Here is a 20,300-nt window from a genome sequence, read left to right as displayed (position 1 = left end):
CTCTTCAGCTCATAAAAAGACGGACCCGCGCCCCGGCATGCACGGCCGAAAGAATTTCCGTCATGGGCGCATAGCCTGTCATGCGGTCAAGCGGGGTGGCCAGCGCCCGCGCGCACAGCGGCTCGAAAAGCTCCGAACTGCGGTACAGCACGGCCTGCGTTTCCAGATGCGTCACGCGCATGAGGCGCAGCGCCGCGTTCAGCAGTCCCATGGCCACGCCGTAGAAATAAACGGTGAGCCCTTCCTCAAGCACGGCCTGCGTTTCCGCGCCGTCCGCGCCGCGCAGGGGCGCTTCGGCAAAGGCCGTGGCGGCAAAGAGCGCCGCCAGCGACACGGGGTAGGAACCGGGCGTGCAGCCCGTGGTTATCCGGGAAAGCCAGCGCGAAAGCAGCGGCGACTTCGTGGTTTCCGCGCCGAGCTGGGCCAGCTTGAGCCCTGTTTTCGTCATCATGTCCCTGAATTCCTCGGGCAGCTTGCGGCGGTACAGGGCAAGGTCGATCACGCCGAGCCTGGCAAGCGCGGCGTCGCTCACCGGCGCTCCCGCACTCGCCGCGTCGTCGCACAGCGCTCGCAGGGCAAAGGCGAGGCCCACCGCGTCGCCCGTGGACGCCTGCCTGAGCGCCGATACCACGTACTGCTGAAGCGTGCGCGCGTCGCGCACCACGCCCGTCTGCGCCGCCGCCTCCAGCGCCCCGGAAAAGGCAAACGCGCCCGTGGGCAGCATGGAGTCGCCGAACTGCATGAGATGCACAAGAGAAAGAATGTCCACCGCGCTCACCCCGTTTCCTCAGGAATGATGATGTCCGTGATGATGCTCGTGCCCGGAAAGCGGACTCTCCGCTCCGCCGAACAGAAGCCGCGCCTCCTCGCCGGAAAGCGCTTCGTACACGCTCTCTCCGGAAAGAAAGGCGTAGGTCACGCCGGCAATGGCGTGCGTGTCCATGACGGCGCTCATGACCTTTTCATCCGCCGTCATGGGAACATAGACCACGCCCTTCTTCACCACGGCGGGCCAGTGCTGATTGCCGAGCGCGTGGCCGAGCTTCACCGCACAGGAAACGGCATCCTCCTCGCCGAACGCAGCAAGTCCGGTGAGATCCACGGCCATCACCGGGCAGAGGCGTATGCGGCACACCACGGCGCAGCGCTGCCTTTCATCCCAGTCCAGCACGTCGCCGTCGCGCAGGGACTCTCCGCGCTCCAGCGCCACGGCCATGACGCGCCCGCCGAGCGTTTCCTTGCGCAGACGATTCTTCTGCGCGTCCCACTGGGAGAGTTCCAGATAGTCGATGTTCGCGTCGCGAAGCCGTCCGGCCCAGTCCGCGTCGGCCCTGTTGCCCAGTACCTTTTCAATGATTTCCACAAATGCCCCCATAACGTTTTCCGTAACCGGGCCGCTGCCGACCCGCTGTTCTCCGGGCGCGTCCGGCCGGACGCTGCGATGTTCCGCCATCCGGCCGGATGTTGCCGGGCCTTTTTCCGAAAGGCCGCGCTTCGCCGTGAATCAACAGGTCCCGGCCGCGCCCGGATGCGCTTTTGCCGAGGCCTGCCGTTTGCAGACGCGTCAGCTGAAGAAGTACAGCTGGGCGAGGCTCGCGTTCTGAACGGGCGGCACGGTGACGTGCTTTCCGTCCACCATAACGGCGAAGGTTTCGGGATTGACCTCGATGTGAGGCGTGAGATTGTTTCTCACCATGCACTGCTTGGTGAGGCTGCGGATGCCGTGAACGGCGGCAAGATGACTCTTCAGCCCGAGCTGCTCGCCGATGCCGCGATCCATGGCGGCCTGCGATGTGAAGGTGTAGCGCGTGGACTGGAGGCAGCGCCCGAGCGAGCCGAACATGGGCCGGTAGATGACCGGCTGCGGCGTGGGCAGGGAGGCGTTGGGATCGCCCATGGCGGACCAGGCAATGGCCCCGCCCTTGATGACCATGTAGGGCTTGGCGCCGAAGAAGGCCGGCTGCCAGAGCACGAGGTCGGCCACCTTTCCGGTTTCCACGGAGCCGATGAGGTGGGAGACACCCTGAATGATGGCCGGATTGATGGTCACCTTGGCCACGTAGCGCAGCACGCGGAAGTTGTCGTTGTCCGGGGAGTCTTCGGGGAGCTTGCCGCGGGCGGCCTTCATGGCGCTCGCCGTCTGGATGGCGCGAATCCAGTTTTCGCCCACGCGGCCCATGGCCTGGGAGTCGCTCGCGATGCAGGAAATCGCGCCCATGTCGTGCAGCACGTTTTCGGCGGCGATGGTTTCCGGACGCACGCGGCTTTCCGCGAAGGATACGTCGGAGGGCACGTTGTGATTGAGGTTGTGGCAGACCATGATCATGTCGAAGAGTTCGGCCTGCGAGTTGACGCCGAAGGGCAGCGTGGGGTTGGTGGAGCTCGGCAGCACGTTGGGCTGCCCGGCCACGCGGATGATGTCCGGCGCATGACCGCCGCCCGCGCCTTCGGTGTGGAAGGTGTGGATGACCCGGCCTTCCATGGCGGCGATGGTGTCTTCCACGTAACCGGCTTCGTTCAGGGTGTCGGTGTGGATGGAGACCTGCACGTCCATCTTGTCGGCCACGGAAAGCGCCGCGCGGATGATGGCGGGCATGGCGCCCCAGTCCTCATGGATCTTGAAGCCGCAGGCGCCGGCTTCGATCTGCTCGCGCAGGGGCTCTTCGTTGTAGGCATGGCCCTTGCCGAGAATGCCGAGGTTCACGGGCAGAGCTTCGGCGGCTTCCATGATGCGGTGAATGTTCCACGCGCCGGGCGTGATGGTGGTGCCGTTGGTGCCGTCGGAGGGGCCGATGCCGCCGCCGAAGAAGGTGGTGATGCCGTTGGAAATGGCGGTCTGGGCCTGCTGCGGGCACACGAGATGCACATGGGCGTCGATGCCGCCGGCGGTGAGGATGAGATGCTCGCCGGAAATGGCGTCGGTGGCGTTGCCCACCACGAGATGCGGATCCACGTTGTCCATGACGGCGGGATTGCCCGCCTTGCCTATGCCCACGATGCGGCCGTCGCGGATGCCCACGTCGGCCTTGATGACGCCCTGCACGGCGTCGATGATGGTTGCGTTGGTGATGACGAGGTCAAGCACGCCGTTGTCGCGCACGGAGCGGGAATCGCCGCCCTCGCCTGCGCGCAGCGTCTTGCCGCCGCCGTAGATGACCTCGTCGCCGTAGCCGCGCAGGTCTTTTTCAATTTCCACATAAAGATCCGTGTCTCCGAGCCTGATCTTGTCGCCCACGGTAGGGCCGTACAGGCTGGAATATTCCTGTCTTGAAATCTGGGGCATGTCGCAGTCCTTGGGTTAGAGCATGGTCATGCGGAAAAGGTGACGTTGCCGGGAACCGGACGCGTTTTCGCAGCTCAATGCGTGAAGCGGCGCGTTCCCGGAAGGGAGCCCGGCGGAGCGGACGCCCGGATATTTCTGCATCTCAGAGCTTCGCGCTTTTGAAGCCGAGGGCTATGGCCCTGTCGATCTTGACGGCTCTTGCGTGCGCGTCTCCGGTCCAGGCGTCCACGAGGTTATTGAATCCGTACACGCTGGAAAATCCGCCGTAGGGCACGAGGGACACCGTTTTTTCGTCGCCGGGTTCAAAGCGGATGGCCGTGGTGGAAGGAATGTTCAGGCGCATGCCGTAGGCGGCGGCGCGATCGAATTCCAGCGCGCGGTTGACCTCGAAGAAGTGAAAATGGGAACCTACCTGAATGGGACGGTCGCCGGTATTGCGCACCTTGAGGGTGATGGAAGGCCGGGACTCGTTGAACGTGATGGGGTCGGCGGCGAAAATGCATCCGCCGACGGGAGCCTTGGGCGAATCTGCCATATGCTGCCTGCCTGTGTTGTGCCGGGACCTGCGGCCTCGGCGTGAGATGGGAGAAACGCTGACGTGGAAACGACGGCTCAGCTTATGGGATCGTGAACCGTGACCAGACGACTGCCGTCCGTGAACACGGCCTCCAGCTGAACGAAGGGAATCATTTCGGGCACGCCTTCCATGACTTCGTCGCGGGTGAGCGCCTTGCGGGCGTCGTTCATCACTTCTTCCACGGTCTTTCCGGCTCTCGCGCCCTCAAGCGCCGTGGCGGTGATGACGGCCACCGCTTCGGGATGATTGAGCTTCAGCCCTTTTTCCCTGCGGCGCTGCGCCACTTCCGCCAGAGACAGCACCATGAGTTTCTCGATTTCTCGCGGGGTAAGGTGCATGGGACCTCCTTGTGCTAGAGATGGAAAACGACGTCATATCGTTTTCAGATCCAACCTAGCGTCGGGCCCGTGAGAGGGATATTGTAATAATCTGTCGCGCCGTGAGAAAAAGCGGCATCGACGTGAAAACATTGGACGAAGCGTGGGGATGCTCCACCCATCCGAGAAAATCTGCCGTGAGCCGACCGATTAAACAAAAAAGCCCCGGCAAGACCGGGGCGCGTCTGTTGCGACAAAGAGCGTTAAAATGAAAAAGGAACGGCATCAGCCGTTCCCCGACATGGTTCATGCATGCCTGCTGCGTTCGGCACTTGCGCCGACGCTGCGGATATTCGCCGGGCCTGCTCCAGGAACATAGTTCGCTGACGGAGCAGGCGACCGGAAATCTGCGTTTTTCAGGATTCCGTTCATCGGGAAAACACGCCTTCGGTCGAGCGTCCGGGACAGCTCCCTCGGAGAGAAATCAAAGGCCCCCCTCCGTTCCAGCAGCCCGCCGGAAACGCCGTCGGCAATGCCCGTTATCGGCGAGCCTCGCAAAGCGCTCCTCCCCTGCGCTCCATCAAAAACGCTCTGCATCCCGTGTTCGATCAGGAAAAAACGGCACGGAGGCTCCCGGAGCCGCAGCCCCGCGCGCCGCCCGCGCCGTCTTCAAAGCATCTTGCAGACGCCGTCACTTCTTCGAGGAACGACTTTTCGAAGAGCTCGACTTCGTCGTCTTTTTGGAACTCGTCTTCTTTGCCGCAAGCTTCTTGGAGGAACTCGTCTTCTTGACCGTCGCCTTCCGGCTCGACGTCTTTTTCTTCGACGACTTCACCGACTTTTTGGACGAACTTTTTTTGGTCGAGGTCACCTTCTTGGAACTTCTGGACGAGGACTTCTTCAGCTTGGACTTGGAATGGCCGGATTTGGCCAGCGCCTTTCTGGCGGCGGCGGCATCGGCCTCCGTGCCTTTGGAAACCACCTGCTTGGGCGTAGGCAGATAGGCCATGGGATTCATCTGCCTGTTGTCGTGAATGAGTTCAAAGTGCAGGTGCGGCCCGGTGGAACGGCCGGTGGAGCCCACGCGGCCTATCATGAGGCCGGGTTCCACCCTGTCTCCCTTGCGGACGAGCATCTGACTCATGTGCGCGTAGCGCGCGACGATGCCGTCGTCCTGCTGGATTTCCACCATGTAGCCGTAGCTGCTGTGATATTCGGCGCAGCGCACCATGCCGCTGCGGAACGCCATGATGGGCGAGCCCAGAGGCGCGCGGATGTCGATGCCCTTGTGCGAGCGGCGGGAAGAGCGGCGCACACCGTAGGGAGAGGTGATGCACACCGTTTCTCCGGCGGAACAGAGCGCCTCTCTGGTATTTCTTTCGGCCAGACGGCGGGCCTCGGCGCTTCCCGGCGCGGGACCGCGGCTCACGGGGCCGGAAACGTTTCCGCCCCTTTCAAGCTGAAGCATGCCTCCGGGAAACTGAAGCGACGACAAATCGGAACGCAGTTCCAGAGAATCGCCGTACATGGCGCGATGTTCCGCCAGTTCCGAAACGCTGAGCGAATCGCTTTCCACCAGCGTTCCCGGCGAGGTGGCGGCCAGAAAAAGTTCATGATCTATGGCAAGCTGAGAATCGAGATCTCCGGCGCTTGCGTCGTTCTGCGCGGCCTGATTGGCCGACAGCGTGGTGTTCTGTCTGGGCGCGCAGGCCGTCTGCGAAAAGCCGACAAAGGCCAGAAGCGCGCAGCATGAGACAAGGGAAGCAACCGTTCGGGCTGACGACATGCCTTCTCCTTGGAAGATCCGGAAAGAGAGTCTCTGTTTTTTTATCATACCTCAGACCATCGCGGGGCGCAACCGGCTCAATATTCGCGCACGTCGAGAATGACGGCCTCGCTCCGCAGCGGATTCACCTTGCCGAGACGCACGTGAAGCTGCTGGCCGGGAAACACCTTTTCGCCGAACAGCGAACGCTTGCCGCGCAGGCCGAGCTGGATTTCCGGCAGGCTCACGCTGACCCACATGTCGTTTTCCTCGGCGACTTCGGCCTTCCAGCAGCATTCGTCGCCGTGCAGGCGGGCCTGCTGCTGAATGTAGAGATACTTCCAGTAGCGCGGACGGAAGCGCTGCACCTGTCCCGCCGCCTCAAGCCGGATGGAAAGATGCATGAGCATGTCGGAAAGCTCCTCGCGGGACCAGCGCGCCTCGCCGCGGGTCACCACACTCAGAAGCTGCGCTTCGTTCACAAGATCGGTGAAGCGGCGCAGCGGCGACGTCACGGGACTGTAGGCCGAAAGTCCCATGCCCGCGTGCGGACGCGGCGAAACGTCGAGAGAGGCCGCCACCAGAATGCGCACCACGCGGGCGATGTCGGGCGCGCTCTTCCACACTCCGGCGTATTCCCTGGGCACGGCCACGTCCTGCGTGCGGAAAAGAAGCGGCACATCGTTCTTCACGGCCCACTCGGCAAGCGCGGCGTTGGCCACCACCATGAGTTCCGCCACCAGAAGCTGCGCCCTCGGCGCGGCGGGCGTCTGCTTGAGCTTCACCTGCACGTCGGCGCCCTCGCCCTCCAGCGTGAAGTCGATTTCCGGGCGCTCGATGATGACCGCGCCGTGGTCCACACGGTACGCCAGTCTCACGTCGCTCATGGCCGAGGCGAGACGAAGCTGTTCCACAAAGGGCGCAGCGGCGTTGTCTTCGCCGTCAAGCGCGGCCTCGCAGTCGGGATAATTGAGATTTTTTGCGATTTTTATTGTGGAGAAGCGAAACGAACCTTCGCCGAGCGCGCCGTCCGGCGACACATGCGCGCCCACCACGAGCGCGGGACGCGCCTCCCCTTCAAACAGGCTGAACGCGCCCTCGCCGAGCGCTTCGGGCATCATGTGGCAGTTGCCTTCCGGCAGATAAATGCTGGTGGCGCGATGGAAGACGGCCTTGCCGAGCGGGCTGTCGAAATCCCAGAACCAGGCGGGGCAGGCCAGCGCCACTTCCACGTCCCAGCCGCCGTCCTCTGCCGCAACAATGCGGAAGGCGTCGTCGATGTCGCGGGTGGTGGCGCTGTCGATGCTGATGAAGGACGAATCTTCGGCCGGGGGCATGTTGTCGCCCCTGGTCACGGCGTCGATGAGCGCCTGCGTTTCTTCGGCAAAGGGCTCTTCCCAGGCCGTGCCCGCGGCGTAGTCCGCGCGGTCGAGCCAGAAGTTGTAATGTTCCGGCACAAGGCCCCAGGTCATGGCCAGCAGCAGCGCCAGGTGCGGATCGTCGGGCAGGCCCTTGGACACCTGCTTCCACAGCGCTTCGTCCTCCACGGTTTCGGGATCGATCATGCGGGCGCGGAGCATGCGCTCCAGGCGGTGACGCACCGCCTCGTCCGGCGCGGTGGAAAGATCGGGCGCGGGATGCCGGCCGATGCGCGCCTCCCACAGGCGGCGGAACCAGTCCGCGCCGCCGCACACCATGGCTTCGCGCACGCGCGCGGCCTCTTCGGCCTGACGGCGGGATTCCACCGTGGCCGCATCGTAAATTTCAAATTCCGGCGGCTGGAAGCGAAAATGCGTCTTGCACTGCAGAAGCGCCCGACCGCAGGCCGCCACGGCGTCGGCGTCGGGATTCGTGTAGCCGAGTTCCGCAAACCACTCGGCAGGAGCCTTGTCCATTTCGCCCTGCGCCATTTCCCACAGTTCCACAGGTGCGACTTCGGAAGCGAGACGCTCCCGGCGCTCCTTGTGCCTGTTCAGAATGTCCACCACGTCGTCCTTGCTCTGCTGGGAAGGATACGCCGGGCCGGCCCAGGGCAGAATGCGCGACGGAGAAAGCGTGGTTTCACGCCTGTTGGGCAAGAAAAGACGGAGTTTGCCCTTCTGTTCCTCCATCACCCACGCTATCTGGGGTTCGTTTCCCTGCATGAATTCCACAATACAGCCCGCAGAGGGATTCTGCACAATATGCGATGCCATGTCTCCAATCCTGAAAGGCAAAAATGGTCAGACCGCCCCCGGCGGACAAACATGCGCGCTGCGCGCGTCCGGCGCGGAGAAAGCCGAAAACGGAGCGGCTTCCCGCTCTCGACGGGGCTCCGAAAAATTCCTACTGCGGCCCGCCACGGATGAAAACAGAGGTCACGCATCCCCGGTCGCAGAAGGGCGCGTGAAGAGAGGCATCCATGACAATGCCGGGAAAGCTCGCGCCTCCCCGGCATTATGATTCATCAGTGTTTGAAGGAGCGCTGGCCGGTGAACACCATGGCCACCTGAGGTTCATGCTCGTTGCAGGCCTGCACCACTTCCCAGTCGCGTATGGAGCCGCCGGGCTGGGCAATGGCCGTCACGCCCTGCGCCATGACGACGTCCACGCCGTCACGGAAGGGGAAGAAGCCGTCGGACACCACCACGGAACCGATGAGTCCGCCCTTGCTTTCCCGGGTCTCGCGGTTGATCTCTTCAAGCGTGGCCGCAGCTTCGGCGTCGGAAAGGGCCTTCTGCTGAAGCTCGTACAGGGAAAGACCGGTGCGCTTGAAGGAAAGCACGTCGGCATGCTTGGTGTAGGCCTTGTGAATGGCCAGTTCCGCGCAGCCCACGCGATCCTGTTCGCCGGTGCCGATGGCCACCGTGGCGCCGTTGCGCGCAAAGATCACGGAGTTGGACGTCACGCCCGATTCCACGGCCCAGGCAAAGAGCAGATCTTCGGCTTCCTGTTCCGTGGGCTTGCGAGCCGTGAACACGGTGCCGTCCTTCTTCGTGCCGGTGGCGGGCACGAAGTCGTCCACGCTGGTGATGCGGTTGACGAAGGACTTCTGCATCACGATGCCGCCGTCGGTGAGGCTCTTGAAGTCGAGCATGGGAATGCCGCGCAGCTCTTCGAGATGCGCAAGGCCGGGCAGCTCGAAGATGCGCAGATTCTTGCGGCCCTTGAGCACGTCCACCACGCCTTCTTCAAAGGCGGGCGCGGCCACCACTTCAAAATACTGGGAAGCGATGAGTTCGGCGCACTTCATGTCGAGCGGACGGTTCACCACCACCGCGCCGCCGAAAGCGGCAATGCGGTCGCACCAGAAGGCGTTGTTCAGCGCGTCGAAGAGGGTGTCGGCCCAGGCCGCGCCGCAGGGATTGTTGTGCTTCAAAATGGCGGCCGCGGGCTTCTTCGTGAGATACTGAAGAATGTTGCAGGCGTTGTCCACGTCGGTGAGATTGGTCTTTCCCGGATGCTTGCCGGACTGCACCATCTGCTCTTCGGTGAGTGCGGAAACAATGCCCTGATGGGGAGCGCGCCACTTGAGATCGGCCACCTTGTTTTCGCCTTCCACGAATTCATAGAGCGCAGCGGGCTGATCGGGGTTTTCGCCATAACGCAGTCCGCGCACTTCGCCGCCCATTTCCCAGGTGCGCTTGCGATAGGTGAGCACGCTGTCTCCCAGCGTGATGGTCATGGTGTCGGGAAACCCGTCCGCCACAATGGTGCGGTACATATCTTTCAGATCGCTCATGTCAACTCCGCCTCGGCGATAAAGATGTTGGAAGAACGCGCCTTGCGGTGCTATCCCGCGCAGCGCGGAAACGAGCCTTGCGGCGTCGTTCCTTGGGGAGTTTACGTTTTTATCACAAAAATCGAGGGCGGGCAAATTGCCCCTCCGGCAGGGGTACGGCGCGCAGGCCGTCAGAATTCATTTGCCCGCGCCGCGCTTGCAGGGTATAAGCAAGACCAGTTCAACCGCGAGGACAACAATGGAAAAAATGCTGCTCAAAATGGCCCGTCAGCTCAACGCCATGGATGAGGCTTCCCTCATGGCGCTGTGGAACAAGTACATGCAGCGCGTTCAGGACTTCGACGCTTCCCGCGAATGGGAAGAAGCCGTCATCGTGCTTTCCCTCATTCAGGCCGTGCGCGGCAAGAACCAGCTGTTCAACGTGAAATGGGAAGAGCGCGAGGAGCTCAAGAAGGCCGAAGTCGAGAAGCCCCGCATCGAAGACATGCGCCCCTGGCGGCGCAGAACGCCCAAGGAAAAGCCGGAGGAAAAGCCCGTGCAGAAGGCCACGGTGCATCAGTTCCATCCGCTTTCCTGATCTTTCGGCCGTCAGGCGGCCGGGTCTGCGCCGCGTCCGCCGTCGCTTTCCCCCGCTGCGCCCTGAGCCGCAGCTCTCCGACCTGCGTTGCAGGCACTGCGCCGCAACTTCTGCGCCAAGCCCTGAGTTCTGCGTCTGAGCCCAAGTGCCGGTCTCTTTTGCCGAGCGCCGCTCAGCGCTTCTGACACCTGGGGCACCACACGGTCATTCTTCCCGCCACGCGCCCCGACGCCAGAGCCCGGCCGCAGGAAACGCACTTCTCCCCCGCTCTGCCGTACACGCGAAAACGGTTCTGAAACGCGCCCACGTCGCCGCGGGCCGTGCGGTAGTCCCGAATGGAGCTTCCGCAGTCGCGGATGGATTCAAGCAGCACCTCCACAAGCGCCCGGTGCAGACTCGCCAGCCGTTCCGCCGAAAGCGACTTCCCCGGCGCGTCCGGCCGAATGCCTGCGCGGAACAGACTCTCGTCGGCGTAGATGTTGCCCACGCCCGCCACCACGGACTGATCGAGCAGCAGCGCCTTCACCGCCCGCCCGGAAGAAAAACGTTCGACAAAGGCTTCGTCCGACATTTCCAGAGGCTCCGGCCCGAGCTCCCGCCAGAACGACCAGCGTTCCATCTCCCGGGTCGAGAGCGCCCTCACCTGACCGAACTTGCGCGTGTCGTCAAAAAAGAGAAGCCTGCCGTCGTCCAGCGTGAATATCACCCGCGTGTGCTTTTCCGGCGGCGTTCCGGCAGGATAGACGAAGAGCCTGCCCGTCATGCGCAAATGGAAGGCCAGCGCCGTTATGTCGCCTGGCTCCTTTCCGTCCAGCGAAGGACGACCGCGTTCCGCACCTCTGGCCGTGTAGCAGAGCGGCCAGCACGACGCGCGCTCCGGCGCGGGAATCTCCGTTTCCGGGCGCGAGGCAGGCAGCACGTCTGCCTCGCGGGAAAGATAGAGCAGCAACAGCTTGCCGCGCCTTCCCGTTCCCGTCGCCACGAATCGCCCGGCCGCCACGAGCTCCGCGCCCGCCTCCCCCTGCCATGTTCCGGCGTTCAGCACGTCCACGGCCGCAATGCGCCGTCCGCACACCTGCGGCGCAAGCGTGCGCGCCACGGTTTCCACTTCGGGAAGTTCCGGCATGTTCCTCTCCTGACCATGATTCATCCGCGCTCCGCACGGCAGGCCCCGACGCCGAACAGCACCTGCGCAAGAATGCGAGCCTTGCGCACGATACGACGCGTCCGCTTCCGCCGAAGTTCCGACGCCTTTTGCGGAAACCTGCCGCAGAGCACAAAAAAGAAGGGAAGGAGCATCCCCCTTCCCTTCCGTCAACACAAACTAACCGGCGATCTTCTGCTTGAGAATCTTGAAGGCCTCGTCGATGCCTTCAGGATTGCTGCCGCCCGCCTGCGCCTGGTCGGGACGGCCGCCGCCGGAACCGCCGATGGCCGCGGCCACGTCGCGGATGAGCGCGGGCGCGGTGAAGCGGTCGTGCAGGTCCTTGGACACATAGAGAATCATCTGCGCCTTGCCGTTGTCTTCCGACACGAGGCAGGCCACGCCGGAAGGCATCTTGGAGCGCACGTCGTCCATCATTTCGCGAAGCGCCTTCACGTTCATGGCTCCGGCCTTCACGGCCAGCACCTTCACGCCGGCAATCTCTTCCACGGCGGACATCACGTCGCCGCGGCTCGCGGCCTGCGCCTTGTCGAGTTCCTTGCGCAGGCTCTTGATTTCCTTCTGCATGGCTTCCACACGGGAGGCGAGATCGGAAGAGCGCACCTTGAGCAGCGCGCCGAGGGCGTTGAGTTCGCTGCGGCGCTCGTTCATGATGTTGTAGGCGTTCCAGCCGGTGGCAGCCTCGATGCGGCGCACGCCGGCGGCCACGCCGCCTTCGGAAAGAATGACGAAGCAGCCCGCCTGACCGGTGCGGGAAAGATGCGTGCCGCCGCAAAGTTCCATGGAGCAGGGCTCGGCGCCTTCGGCTCCCATGCTGACCACGCGCACCTTGTCGCCGTACTTTTCATTGAACAGCGCCATGGCGCCGGACTTCACGGCTTCGTCGTGATCCATTTCGCGGGTGGTCACGGGGTAGTCGGCCATGATCATGGCGTTCACTTCGCGTTCCACGGCGGCGATTTCCTCGTCGGTCATGGCGGCGATGTGCGTGAAGTCGAAACGCAGATGGTCGGGGCCCACGGAAGAGCCAGCCTGATGCACGTGGCTGCCCAGCACCTTGCGCAGGGCCGCCTGAAGCAGATGCGTGCAGGAATGGTTGCGCGCCGCGGCGATGCGGTCGCCCTCGGAGACTTCCATCTCCACTTCCTGCTCGGCGCGGATGACGCCTTCGGTCACTTCAATCTGTTCCACGATGAGGGTGGGCATGGGCTTGAGCGTATCGGTCACGCGGGCCTTGCCTTCTTCCGTGGTCAGGGTGCCGGTGTCGCCGCTCTGGCCGCCGGACGCGCCGTAGAAGGGCGTCTGAAGGGCCACAAGGTAGCCCTTGGCTCCGGCGTCCAGCTTTTCCACGGGCAGGGCGTCTTCGTCGAGAAGCGCCACGATACGGCTCTCCGTCTTCAGCGTGTCGTAGCCCACGAATTCCGACTGCATGCCTTCCTCAAGCAGACCGCGGAAACGGGCCGCCAGATCCTTTTCGCCGGAACCCTTCCACGCCGCGCGGGCGCGGGCGCGCTGTTCCTGCATCTTTTCGGCAAAGCCTTCCTCGTCCACGGTGAAGCCGCGCTTGTAGGCCACGTCGGACACGATGTCGAGCGGGAAGCCGTAGGTGTCGTTCAGGCGGAAGGCCACGTCGCCGGGAATCACGGTCTTGCCGGCAGCAGAGAGCGCTTCGAGTTCGCTGTCGAGCATGGCGAGGCCCTTGTCGAGAGTCACGCGGAAGCGGTTTTCTTCCTCAAACACCACGCGGGAAATGAAGTCGGCGTGCTCGCGAAGTTCGGGATAGTCGTCGCCCATGACTTCCACCACCTTGCCCACGGTCTTGTAGAGGAAGGCCTCGTGCAGACCCATGAGCGTGCCGAAGCGCAGCGCGCGGCGGATGAGGCGGCGCAGCACGTAGCCGCGGCCTTCGTTGGAAGGCAGAATGCCGTCGGCGATCATGAAGGCGGCGGCGCGGCTGTGGTCGGCGATGACGCGCAGCGCGGTGTCCACGTCGTTGGTGTCGGGCGCGGAGAAGCTGTACTTCACGCCGGCGATGGAAGCCGCGTACTGAATGATGTCCTGGAAGAGGTCGCAGTCGAAGTTGGAACGCTTGCCCTGGCACACGGCGGCGATGCGTTCGAGGCCCATGCCGGTATCGATGTTGGGATGTTCCAGCGGCACGCGCACGCCGGGTTCCTTCTGATCGTACTGCGTGAACACGAGGTTCCAGATTTCAAGGAAGCGATCGCAGTCGCACTTGCCGATGCCGCAGTTGGGACCGCAGGACATGTCCTCGCCCTGATCGATGTAGATTTCCGAGCAGGGACCGCAGGGACCGGTGTCGCCCATAGTCCAGAAGTTGTCCTTCTCGCCCATGCGGGTGATGTGATCGGCGGGCATGCCCGCAATTTCCTGCCACAGGTTGTAGGCTTCGTCGTCGTTTTCGTACACGGTGACGTAGAGCTTTTCGGCGGGCAGATGCAGTTCCTCGGTCACGAACTTCCACGCGAAGGTGATGGCTTCGCGCTTGAAATAGTAGGCGAAGGAGAAGTTGCCCAGCATTTCAAAGAAGGTGTGATGACGGGCGGTGCGGCCCACGTTTTCAAGGTCGTTGTGCTTGCCGGAAACGCGCAGGCACTTCTGCGAGGTGGCGGCGCAGCGGTAGGAACGGCGTTCCTGACCGAGATAGAGCTTCTTGAACTGCACCATGCCGGCGTTGGTGAAGAGCAGCGTGGGGTCGTCCTTGGGCACAAGGGACGAAGAAGGCACTATGGCATGTCCGTTCTTTGCAAAAAAGTCCAAAAACTTTCGACGTATTTCCTTGGCAGTGAGCATATGTTCTTCCGATTGAGCCATACCGTGACCTCTCATTCTCATAAAGACGGGGGAAGAGCGCTCTTCCCCCGCAAGTTTTCGTGATGAACGGGCCGGAAAACGTTCCCCGGGAACATCTTCCCCGCCCCGTTTTCCGATCGGAGAGCAACGTTTTCAGGCGCATTCCGCGCCGAAGCCCTCTGCCGGAAAACAACGCCGGAGCGCCCCGCTTTCGGCGGAGCGTCCGGCGAAACATTGCTAGTAGCTTTCGTCGTAGCTGTCCTCGTCGCCGGGAAGGCCTTCGCTCTCCACGGGCGCAGCTGCGGGAACGCCGTCGGCATTCATGCCGAGATGCTCCTTGACCTTGGCCTCGATTTCATCGCGCAGGGCAATGTTCTCGTTGAGCATGTCGCGCACGCGTTCGCGGCCCTGGCCCAGCTTTTCGTCGCCGTAGGCGTACCACGCGCCGCTCTTGTCCACGATGCCCGCGTCCACGGCCATGTCGAGGATTTCGCCTGCGCGGGAAATGCCCGTGCCCCAGATGATGTCGAACTTGGCTTCGCGGAAGGGCGGAGCCATCTTGTTCTTCACCACCTTCACGCGGGTGAGGGAGCCGTAGGCCTCGTCGCGATCCTTGAGTGTCTGCACGCGGCGGATGTCCATGCGCACGGAGCTGTAGAACTTGAGCGCGTTGCCGCCGGTGGTGGTTTCGGGGCTGCCGTAGCCCATCTGACCGATCTTCATGCGGATCTGGTTGATGAAGATCACGCAGGTGCGCGACTTGTGAATGGTGCCGGTGAGCTTTCTCATGGCGTGCGACATGAGGCGCGCCTGACTGCCCACCTGGGTTTCGCCCATGGCGCCGTCGAGTTCGGCCTGCGGAATGAGGGCGGCCACGGAGTCGATGACCACGATGTCCACAGCGCCGGAACGCACCAGCATGTCGGCGATGTCGAGGGCCTGTTCGCCGTGATCGGGCTGGGAAATGAGCAGCTCGTCGGTCTTGACGCCGAGTCTCGCCGCATAGGAAACGTCCAGGGCGTGTTCCGCGTCGATGAAGGCGGCTACGCCGCCCAGCTTCTGGCATTCCGCAATGATGTGCAGCGTGAGCGTCGTCTTGCCCGAAGATTCAGGGCCGTAGATTTCGGTCACGCGGCCGCGCGGCACGCCGCCGATGCCCAGCGCCAGATCGAGGCCGAGGGAACCGGTGGGAATGACCGGCACATGCACGTGCGCCCCGTCGGACAGCTTCATGACCGCGCCCTGACCATACTTTCTTTCAATGGTGCTGAGGGCTGTCTTGAGCGCTTCGCGGCGGGCATCTTCCGCGGAAACAAGAGGCTTCTTCGCCATGGATGACATCTCCTGAAGTAAGAGCGTATTGCCGCACGAAACGAACGCCCTGCCCTTCAGGACAAGCGCGACGCCGTGCGGAGGCAGCGTTTCCCCGAGGGGAAACGCCCCAAGACAGGAACATTAGCAAAAGGGCGGGCGGGGGGCAAGAGAAACACTTGCCAGCGCGCCGCATACCATCTATCTAAAGAGTCATGAAAAATTATGACGGCATAGCTCTTTTTTCCGGGGGACTGGACAGTATTCTCGCCGCCCGGCTGCTCATGGAACAAGGCAGGACCATCAAGTGCCTGCACTTCTACTCGCCCTTTTTCGGCCATCCCGGCCGCGTGGAACACTGGCAGGAGATCTACGGACTCGACATCGACGCCATCGACGCTTCCGCGCCGTTTGTGGACATGCTCCGCCGCGGCCCGGAACACGGCTTCGGCAGCGCCATGAATCCCTGCGTGGACTGCAAGATTCTCATGATGCGCCTCGCCAAGGAACGCATGGCCGAATACGGCGCAACGTTCATCGTGTCCGGCGAAGTGCTGGGACAGCGCCCCATGTCGCAGCGGCGCGACACGCTCAACGTCATCCGCCGCGACGCCGACGTGCGCGACATTCTCGTGCGTCCGCTCTGCGCCAAGCTGCTTGATCCCACGGCTCCCGAGGAATCGGGCCTCATCGACCGCTCCCGCCTGCTCGGCATGAACGGACGCGGCCGCAAGGAACAGCTCGCCCTTGCCGAACAGTTCCACATCACCGAAATTCCCACGCCCGGCGGCGGCTGCAAGCTCACGGAAAAGGAAAACACCCGCCGCTTCTGGCCCGTGCTCTCCCGCCTCGCCTCCCCCGACGTGAACGACTTTCGACTTGCCGACGTGGGCCGCCAGTTCTGGCACGACGACTGCTGGCTCACCATAGGCCGCCACAAGTTCGACAACGAAGCCTATGCCGGACTCCTCCGCGAAGGCGACGTTCACTTCAAGGTGGCGGGCTTTCCCGGCCCCATCGCCCTCGGCCGCCGCAGCCGCCCCTGGGACGAAGACTCCCTGCGCGAAGCCGCCGCGCTCGTGGCCTCCTATTCGCCGCGGGCCTGCCGCGCGAGCGAGGAAGGGCAGCGCATCAGCGTGCGCGTGACAGTGAACGGTCAGACGCATATGGTGGAAGTCACGCCCCGCCGGGAAACCGTGTTCCATGAACCCACCTGGGAAGACGCACGCGACGAGTTGCACGCCCTGCGCAAGCCCGGAAAATCCTGCGAACAAAACGCCGGAAAATAAACGGCACGCCGCAAGACGTGCACAGGAGAACGCCCCGATGTCCACAGAACATCCCACCCCCGCAGAATACCTGCGCAAAATACTTCTTTCCCCCGTGTACGACGTGGCCCGCGTGACCCCGCTCGAATACATGGAAAAGCTTTCGGAACGCGTGGGCTGCCGCGTGAGCCTCAAGCGCGAAGATCTTCAGCCCGTGCATTCGTTCAAGCTGCGCGGCGCCTACAATAAAATCGCCAGGCTGCCCGAAGAAGCCAAAAAGCGCGGCATCATTGCCGCATCCGCGGGCAACCACGCGCAGGGCTGCGCCCTTTCCGGCTCCAGGCTCGGCGTGAAGGCCACCATCGTCATGCCCAAGACCACGCCCGACATCAAGGTGGACGCCGTGCGCCGCTTCGGCGGCAATGTGGTGCTTTTCGGCAACAGCTTCGACGAGGCCTATGCCGAATCCATGCGCCTCGCCAAGGAAGAAGGACTCACCCTCATTCCTCCCTACGACGATTCCGACGTCATTGCCGGTCAGGGCACCATCGCCCGCGAGCTGCTGGAACAGGACAGCCGTCTCACGCACGTGTTCGTGCAGGTGGGCGGCGGCGGACTCGCCGCGGGCATCGCCGTGTACATCAAGCAGATTCTGCCTCAGGTGAAGGTCATAGGCGTGGAAGCCAAGGGCTCCGCCTGCCTCAAGGCCGCGTGGGAGGCGGGCGAGCCCGTCACCCTCGACCGCGTTTCCCTGTTCGCCGACGGCGTGGCCGTGAAGCGCATCGGCGACGAAACCTTCCGCGTGCTGCGCGAGAACCTCGACGAAATCATCACCTGTTCCAACGATGAAATCTGCGCCGCGCTCAAGGACATCTTCGACGACACCCGCGCCATCGCCGAACCTTCCGGCGCGCTCTCGCTGGCGGGTCTCAAGAAATACGCCGCAAGCCACGACATCAAGGACGCGCGCATGGCCGCCATTCTCTCGGGCGCGAACATGAACTTCCACACCCTGCGCTTCGTTTCCGAACGCTGCGAAGTGGGCGAACAGCGCGAAGGCATCATTTCCGTCACCATTCCCGAAAGAAAGGGCGCGTTCCTCGATCTGTGCCGCAAGCTCGGCAACCGCATGGTCACGGAATTCAACTACCGCTTCTCCGATCCCTCGCAGGCGGAAATCTTCACCTCGCTGCGCCTCACCGAAGGCATGGACGAGCTTGAACGCATCATCAGCGGTCTGCGCGAAGCCGGCTACAGCGTGACCAACATGACCAGAAACACCTTCGCCAAGAGCCACGTGCGCTACATGATCGGCGGCCGCGCTCCCAGCATCGTGAAGAACGAGCACATCCTGAGCTTCCAGTTCCCGGAACGCACGGGCGCGCTCCTGCAGTTCCTGGAAACGCTCGGCACGAACTTCAACGTGACCATGTTCCACTACCGCAACCACGGCGCGGAATACGGCCGCGTGGCCTGCGGCTTCGAGGTCGCGCCCGAACAGTGCGACGAGTTCTACGCCAATCTCGACAAGCTCGGCTTCGCCTGGTGGGACGAAACCGACAACGAAGCGTGCAAGAAGTTCCTCTCGCCGCTTGACTAAAACCTTCCGGCGGCCCGCCTCCCCGGACGATTTCCGCGTCCGTGGCCTGTGCGGGCCGCCTTTGTTTGCCCGGCATGGCGAGAAGAATAAGGCACGCGCTTCTTGCCCGTGCGGCGCGCTTCGCTTTTCCCGCCTTCTTCAGGCATCGCCCTCTTTTCTTCCCGCCTGTTCTCTCCGCCTCTCCTTCCCGCATCCCCGACCGAGCCCCCATCTTTCCCTCTTCCGAGCATCTTCGTCTTCCAAGGCCGCCCTGCAACGCCCCTTCTGCTCCGCCTCGCATCCCTCGCCGGATGAGCATCGGCACTTCCACCGGACGCCTCCAAAAAACGCAAGCTCTTCCCTCCGTTCCGCCACCCCTCGCTTCCCACCTTATTTTTTCCTTTTTGACATCTTCCGTGATATCGGTATATGTTGGAACATAATTGGTCTAAAAGACCGGTCGCTTATTTCTCAAGGAGGGAATGAAAGGTGAAACGTTTTCTCGCAGCCATGTGTCTGGGGCTGATGGCCTTCGCCACACAGGCTTCCGCCGCGGAGCCTGCCAAAATTCACATCGGCATCTGCACGGGCACGGTTTCCCAGTCGGAAGACGACCTGCGCGGAGCCGAAGCGCTCATTAAAAAGTACGGAGACGTCGCCAACGGCGGCATGATCAAGCACATCACCTACCCCGACAACTTCATGACTGAAATGGAAACCACCATTTCGCAGATCGTTTCCTTTGCCGACGATCCCGACATGAAGGCCGTCATCGTCAATCAGGGCATTCCCGGCACCACCGCCGCCTTCCAGCGCATCCGCGAAAAGCGTCCCGACATCATGCTCCTCGTGGGCGAAGCCCATGAAGATCCGAACGTCATTGAAAGCGCCGCCGACCTCGCCATCAACGCCGACAACATTTCCCGCGGCTATCTCATCATCGCCGCCGCCAAGAAGCTCGGCGTAACCGATTTCGTCCACATTTCCTTCCCCCGTCACATGAGCTACGAGCTGCTCTCCCGCCGTCGCAACATCATGGAAGTCGCCTGCAAGGACCTCGGCGTGAAATTCCACTTCATGAGCGCTCCCGATCCCACCTCCGACGTAGGCGTGGCTGGCGCCCAGCAGTACATTCTCGAACAGGTTCCCCAGTGGCTCGACAAGCTCGGCCCCAAGACCGCGTTCTTCTGCACCAACGACGCCCACACCGAACCTCTGCTCAAGCGCCTCACCGAAGACAAGGGCGGCTACTTCATCGAAGCCGACCTGCCTTCTCCCCTCATGGGCTATCCCGGCGCGCTCGGCATTGATCTTGCCGACGTGTCCGGCAACTTCCCCGCCATTCTGAAGCGCGTGGAAGACACCGTCATCGCCAAGGGCGCCGCCGGCCGCATGGGCACCTGGACCTACTCCTACGGCTTCACCAACTCCCTCGGCCTCGGCGAACTCGCCATCAAGTACGCCAAGGAAGGCGTGACCGGCGGCCGCAGCTTCCGCCGTCACTTCAAGAAGGAAGACGTGTTTGAGGCCTACAACGCCGCCACCCCCGGCTCCACCTGGAGCGGCGGCTACTACGTGGACGTGGCCACCGGCAAGGAAAAGAAGAATCACGTGCTGGTCTTTGAAGACCTGTACATCTTCGGCAAGGGCTACATGCACATGACCGAAGTGCCCGTGCCCGACAAGTACAAGAAGATCAAGTAACGCTTCACAGGGGAAGGCTTCGGCCTTCCCTTTTTGTACTGCGCGTTTCGCTGCTTTTTGCTCCCGATTTGCGCTCGTGCAAAACGTAACTCATTCAATGTGTTACAAGATTTCATTCTGCCTTCCGCCCGGGCAGGGGAAAGGCTTTTGCCGTTTTTATTTTTTTGTGCTAAGCTCTTCTCTGCGTTTTTTCTGAAACGCTCCATCCATCACGTCTCC

The 20,300-nt window shown here is 62.8% G+C and carries 15 protein-coding genes; 4 read left to right on the top strand and 11 right to left on the bottom strand.

Annotated elements, in window-relative coordinates; translation table 11 throughout:
- Positions 1 to 4: 4 nt before the first annotated feature.
- From ACZM96_RS01610 to ACZM96_RS01575, 8 genes are all read right to left on the bottom strand, one after another.
- Positions 5 to 778, bottom strand: coding sequence for an urease accessory protein UreF (locus ACZM96_RS01610; RefSeq protein ID WP_489486901.1), 774 nt, complete (start codon positions 776 to 778; stop codon positions 5 to 7).
- A 9-nt stretch (positions 779 to 787) separates the two neighbouring features.
- The gene (locus ACZM96_RS01605) at positions 788 to 1,375 is read right to left on the bottom strand and encodes an urease accessory protein UreE (RefSeq protein WP_489486899.1); all 588 of its coding nucleotides are present in this window, start codon (positions 1,373 to 1,375) and stop codon (positions 788 to 790) included.
- A 189-nt stretch (positions 1,376 to 1,564) separates the two neighbouring features.
- A complete protein-coding gene (locus ACZM96_RS01600) occupies positions 1,565 to 3,283 on the bottom strand; it encodes an urease subunit alpha (protein WP_489486897.1) in 1,719 nt (572 codons plus the stop codon).
- Positions 3,284 to 3,425: 142 nt separating this feature from the next.
- Entirely contained in the window at positions 3,426 to 3,818 is a 393-nt protein-coding gene (locus ACZM96_RS01595; RefSeq protein WP_489486896.1) for an urease subunit beta, read from the bottom strand.
- A 77-nt stretch (positions 3,819 to 3,895) separates the two neighbouring features.
- A complete protein-coding gene (locus ACZM96_RS01590) occupies positions 3,896 to 4,198 on the bottom strand; it encodes an urease subunit gamma (protein WP_294485327.1) in 303 nt (100 codons plus the stop codon).
- Positions 4,199 to 4,868: 670 nt separating this feature from the next.
- On the bottom strand, positions 4,869 to 5,963 hold the full coding sequence (locus tag ACZM96_RS01585; RefSeq protein ID WP_489486894.1) for a M23 family metallopeptidase: 1,095 nt from the start codon (positions 5,961 to 5,963) through the stop codon (positions 4,869 to 4,871).
- A 77-nt stretch (positions 5,964 to 6,040) separates the two neighbouring features.
- Positions 6,041 to 8,137: a ribonuclease catalytic domain-containing protein gene (locus ACZM96_RS01580; protein WP_489486892.1), complete on the bottom strand. Its 2,097-nt coding sequence runs from the start codon at positions 8,135 to 8,137 to the stop codon at positions 6,041 to 6,043.
- A gap of 251 nt (positions 8,138 to 8,388) precedes the next feature.
- A complete protein-coding gene (locus ACZM96_RS01575; RefSeq protein ID WP_489486891.1) occupies positions 8,389 to 9,663 on the bottom strand; it encodes an IMP cyclohydrolase in 1,275 nt (424 codons plus the stop codon).
- A 238-nt stretch (positions 9,664 to 9,901) separates the two neighbouring features.
- Here ACZM96_RS01575 and ACZM96_RS01570 point away from each other — a divergent pair, with 238 nt between their 5' ends.
- A complete protein-coding gene (locus ACZM96_RS01570; RefSeq protein ID WP_294485337.1) occupies positions 9,902 to 10,240 on the top strand; it encodes a hypothetical protein in 339 nt (112 codons plus the stop codon).
- Positions 10,241 to 10,412: 172 nt separating this feature from the next.
- Here ACZM96_RS01570 and mutM read toward each other — a convergent pair whose 3' ends face one another.
- From mutM to recA, 3 genes are all read right to left on the bottom strand, one after another.
- Positions 10,413 to 11,366 carry a bifunctional DNA-formamidopyrimidine glycosylase/DNA-(apurinic or apyrimidinic site) lyase gene (mutM, locus tag ACZM96_RS01565; protein ID WP_489486889.1) on the bottom strand — a complete coding sequence of 318 codons (954 nt, stop codon included), beginning with the start codon at positions 11,364 to 11,366 and terminating at the stop codon, positions 10,413 to 10,415.
- Between the two features lie 198 nt (positions 11,367 to 11,564).
- Positions 11,565 to 14,219, bottom strand: a complete 2,655-nt coding sequence (gene alaS, locus ACZM96_RS01560; RefSeq protein ID WP_489486887.1) for an alanine--tRNA ligase — start codon at positions 14,217 to 14,219, stop codon at positions 11,565 to 11,567.
- 237 nt (positions 14,220 to 14,456) lie between these two features.
- Positions 14,457 to 15,551 (bottom strand): recombinase RecA, encoded by a 1,095-nt coding sequence (recA, locus tag ACZM96_RS01555; RefSeq protein WP_294485343.1) that lies wholly within the window; start codon positions 15,549 to 15,551, stop codon positions 14,457 to 14,459.
- A gap of 194 nt (positions 15,552 to 15,745) precedes the next feature.
- Between recA and ACZM96_RS01550 the strand changes: the two genes are divergently transcribed.
- The 3 genes from ACZM96_RS01550 to ACZM96_RS01540 all read left to right on the top strand — a co-directional run bounded on the left by ACZM96_RS01550 (position 15,746) and on the right by ACZM96_RS01540 (position 20,081).
- The gene (locus tag ACZM96_RS01550; RefSeq protein ID WP_489486886.1) at positions 15,746 to 16,819 is read left to right on the top strand and encodes a tRNA(5-methylaminomethyl-2-thiouridylate) methyltransferase; all 1,074 of its coding nucleotides are present in this window, start codon (positions 15,746 to 15,748) and stop codon (positions 16,817 to 16,819) included.
- A gap of 37 nt (positions 16,820 to 16,856) precedes the next feature.
- Positions 16,857 to 18,398, top strand: coding sequence for a threonine ammonia-lyase, biosynthetic (ilvA, locus tag ACZM96_RS01545; RefSeq protein WP_489486884.1), 1,542 nt, complete (start codon positions 16,857 to 16,859; stop codon positions 18,396 to 18,398).
- Positions 18,399 to 18,866: 468 nt separating this feature from the next.
- Complete coding sequence (locus tag ACZM96_RS01540) at positions 18,867 to 20,081, top strand: DUF3798 domain-containing protein (RefSeq protein ID WP_489486883.1); 1,215 nt, start codon at positions 18,867 to 18,869, stop codon at positions 20,079 to 20,081.
- Positions 20,082 to 20,300 lie beyond the last annotated feature (219 nt).

The organism is Mailhella sp., from assembly GCF_057866825.1.
The sequence above is the reverse complement of the archived record's forward strand: the minus strand, read 5'-3'. Positions and strand labels throughout refer to the sequence as shown.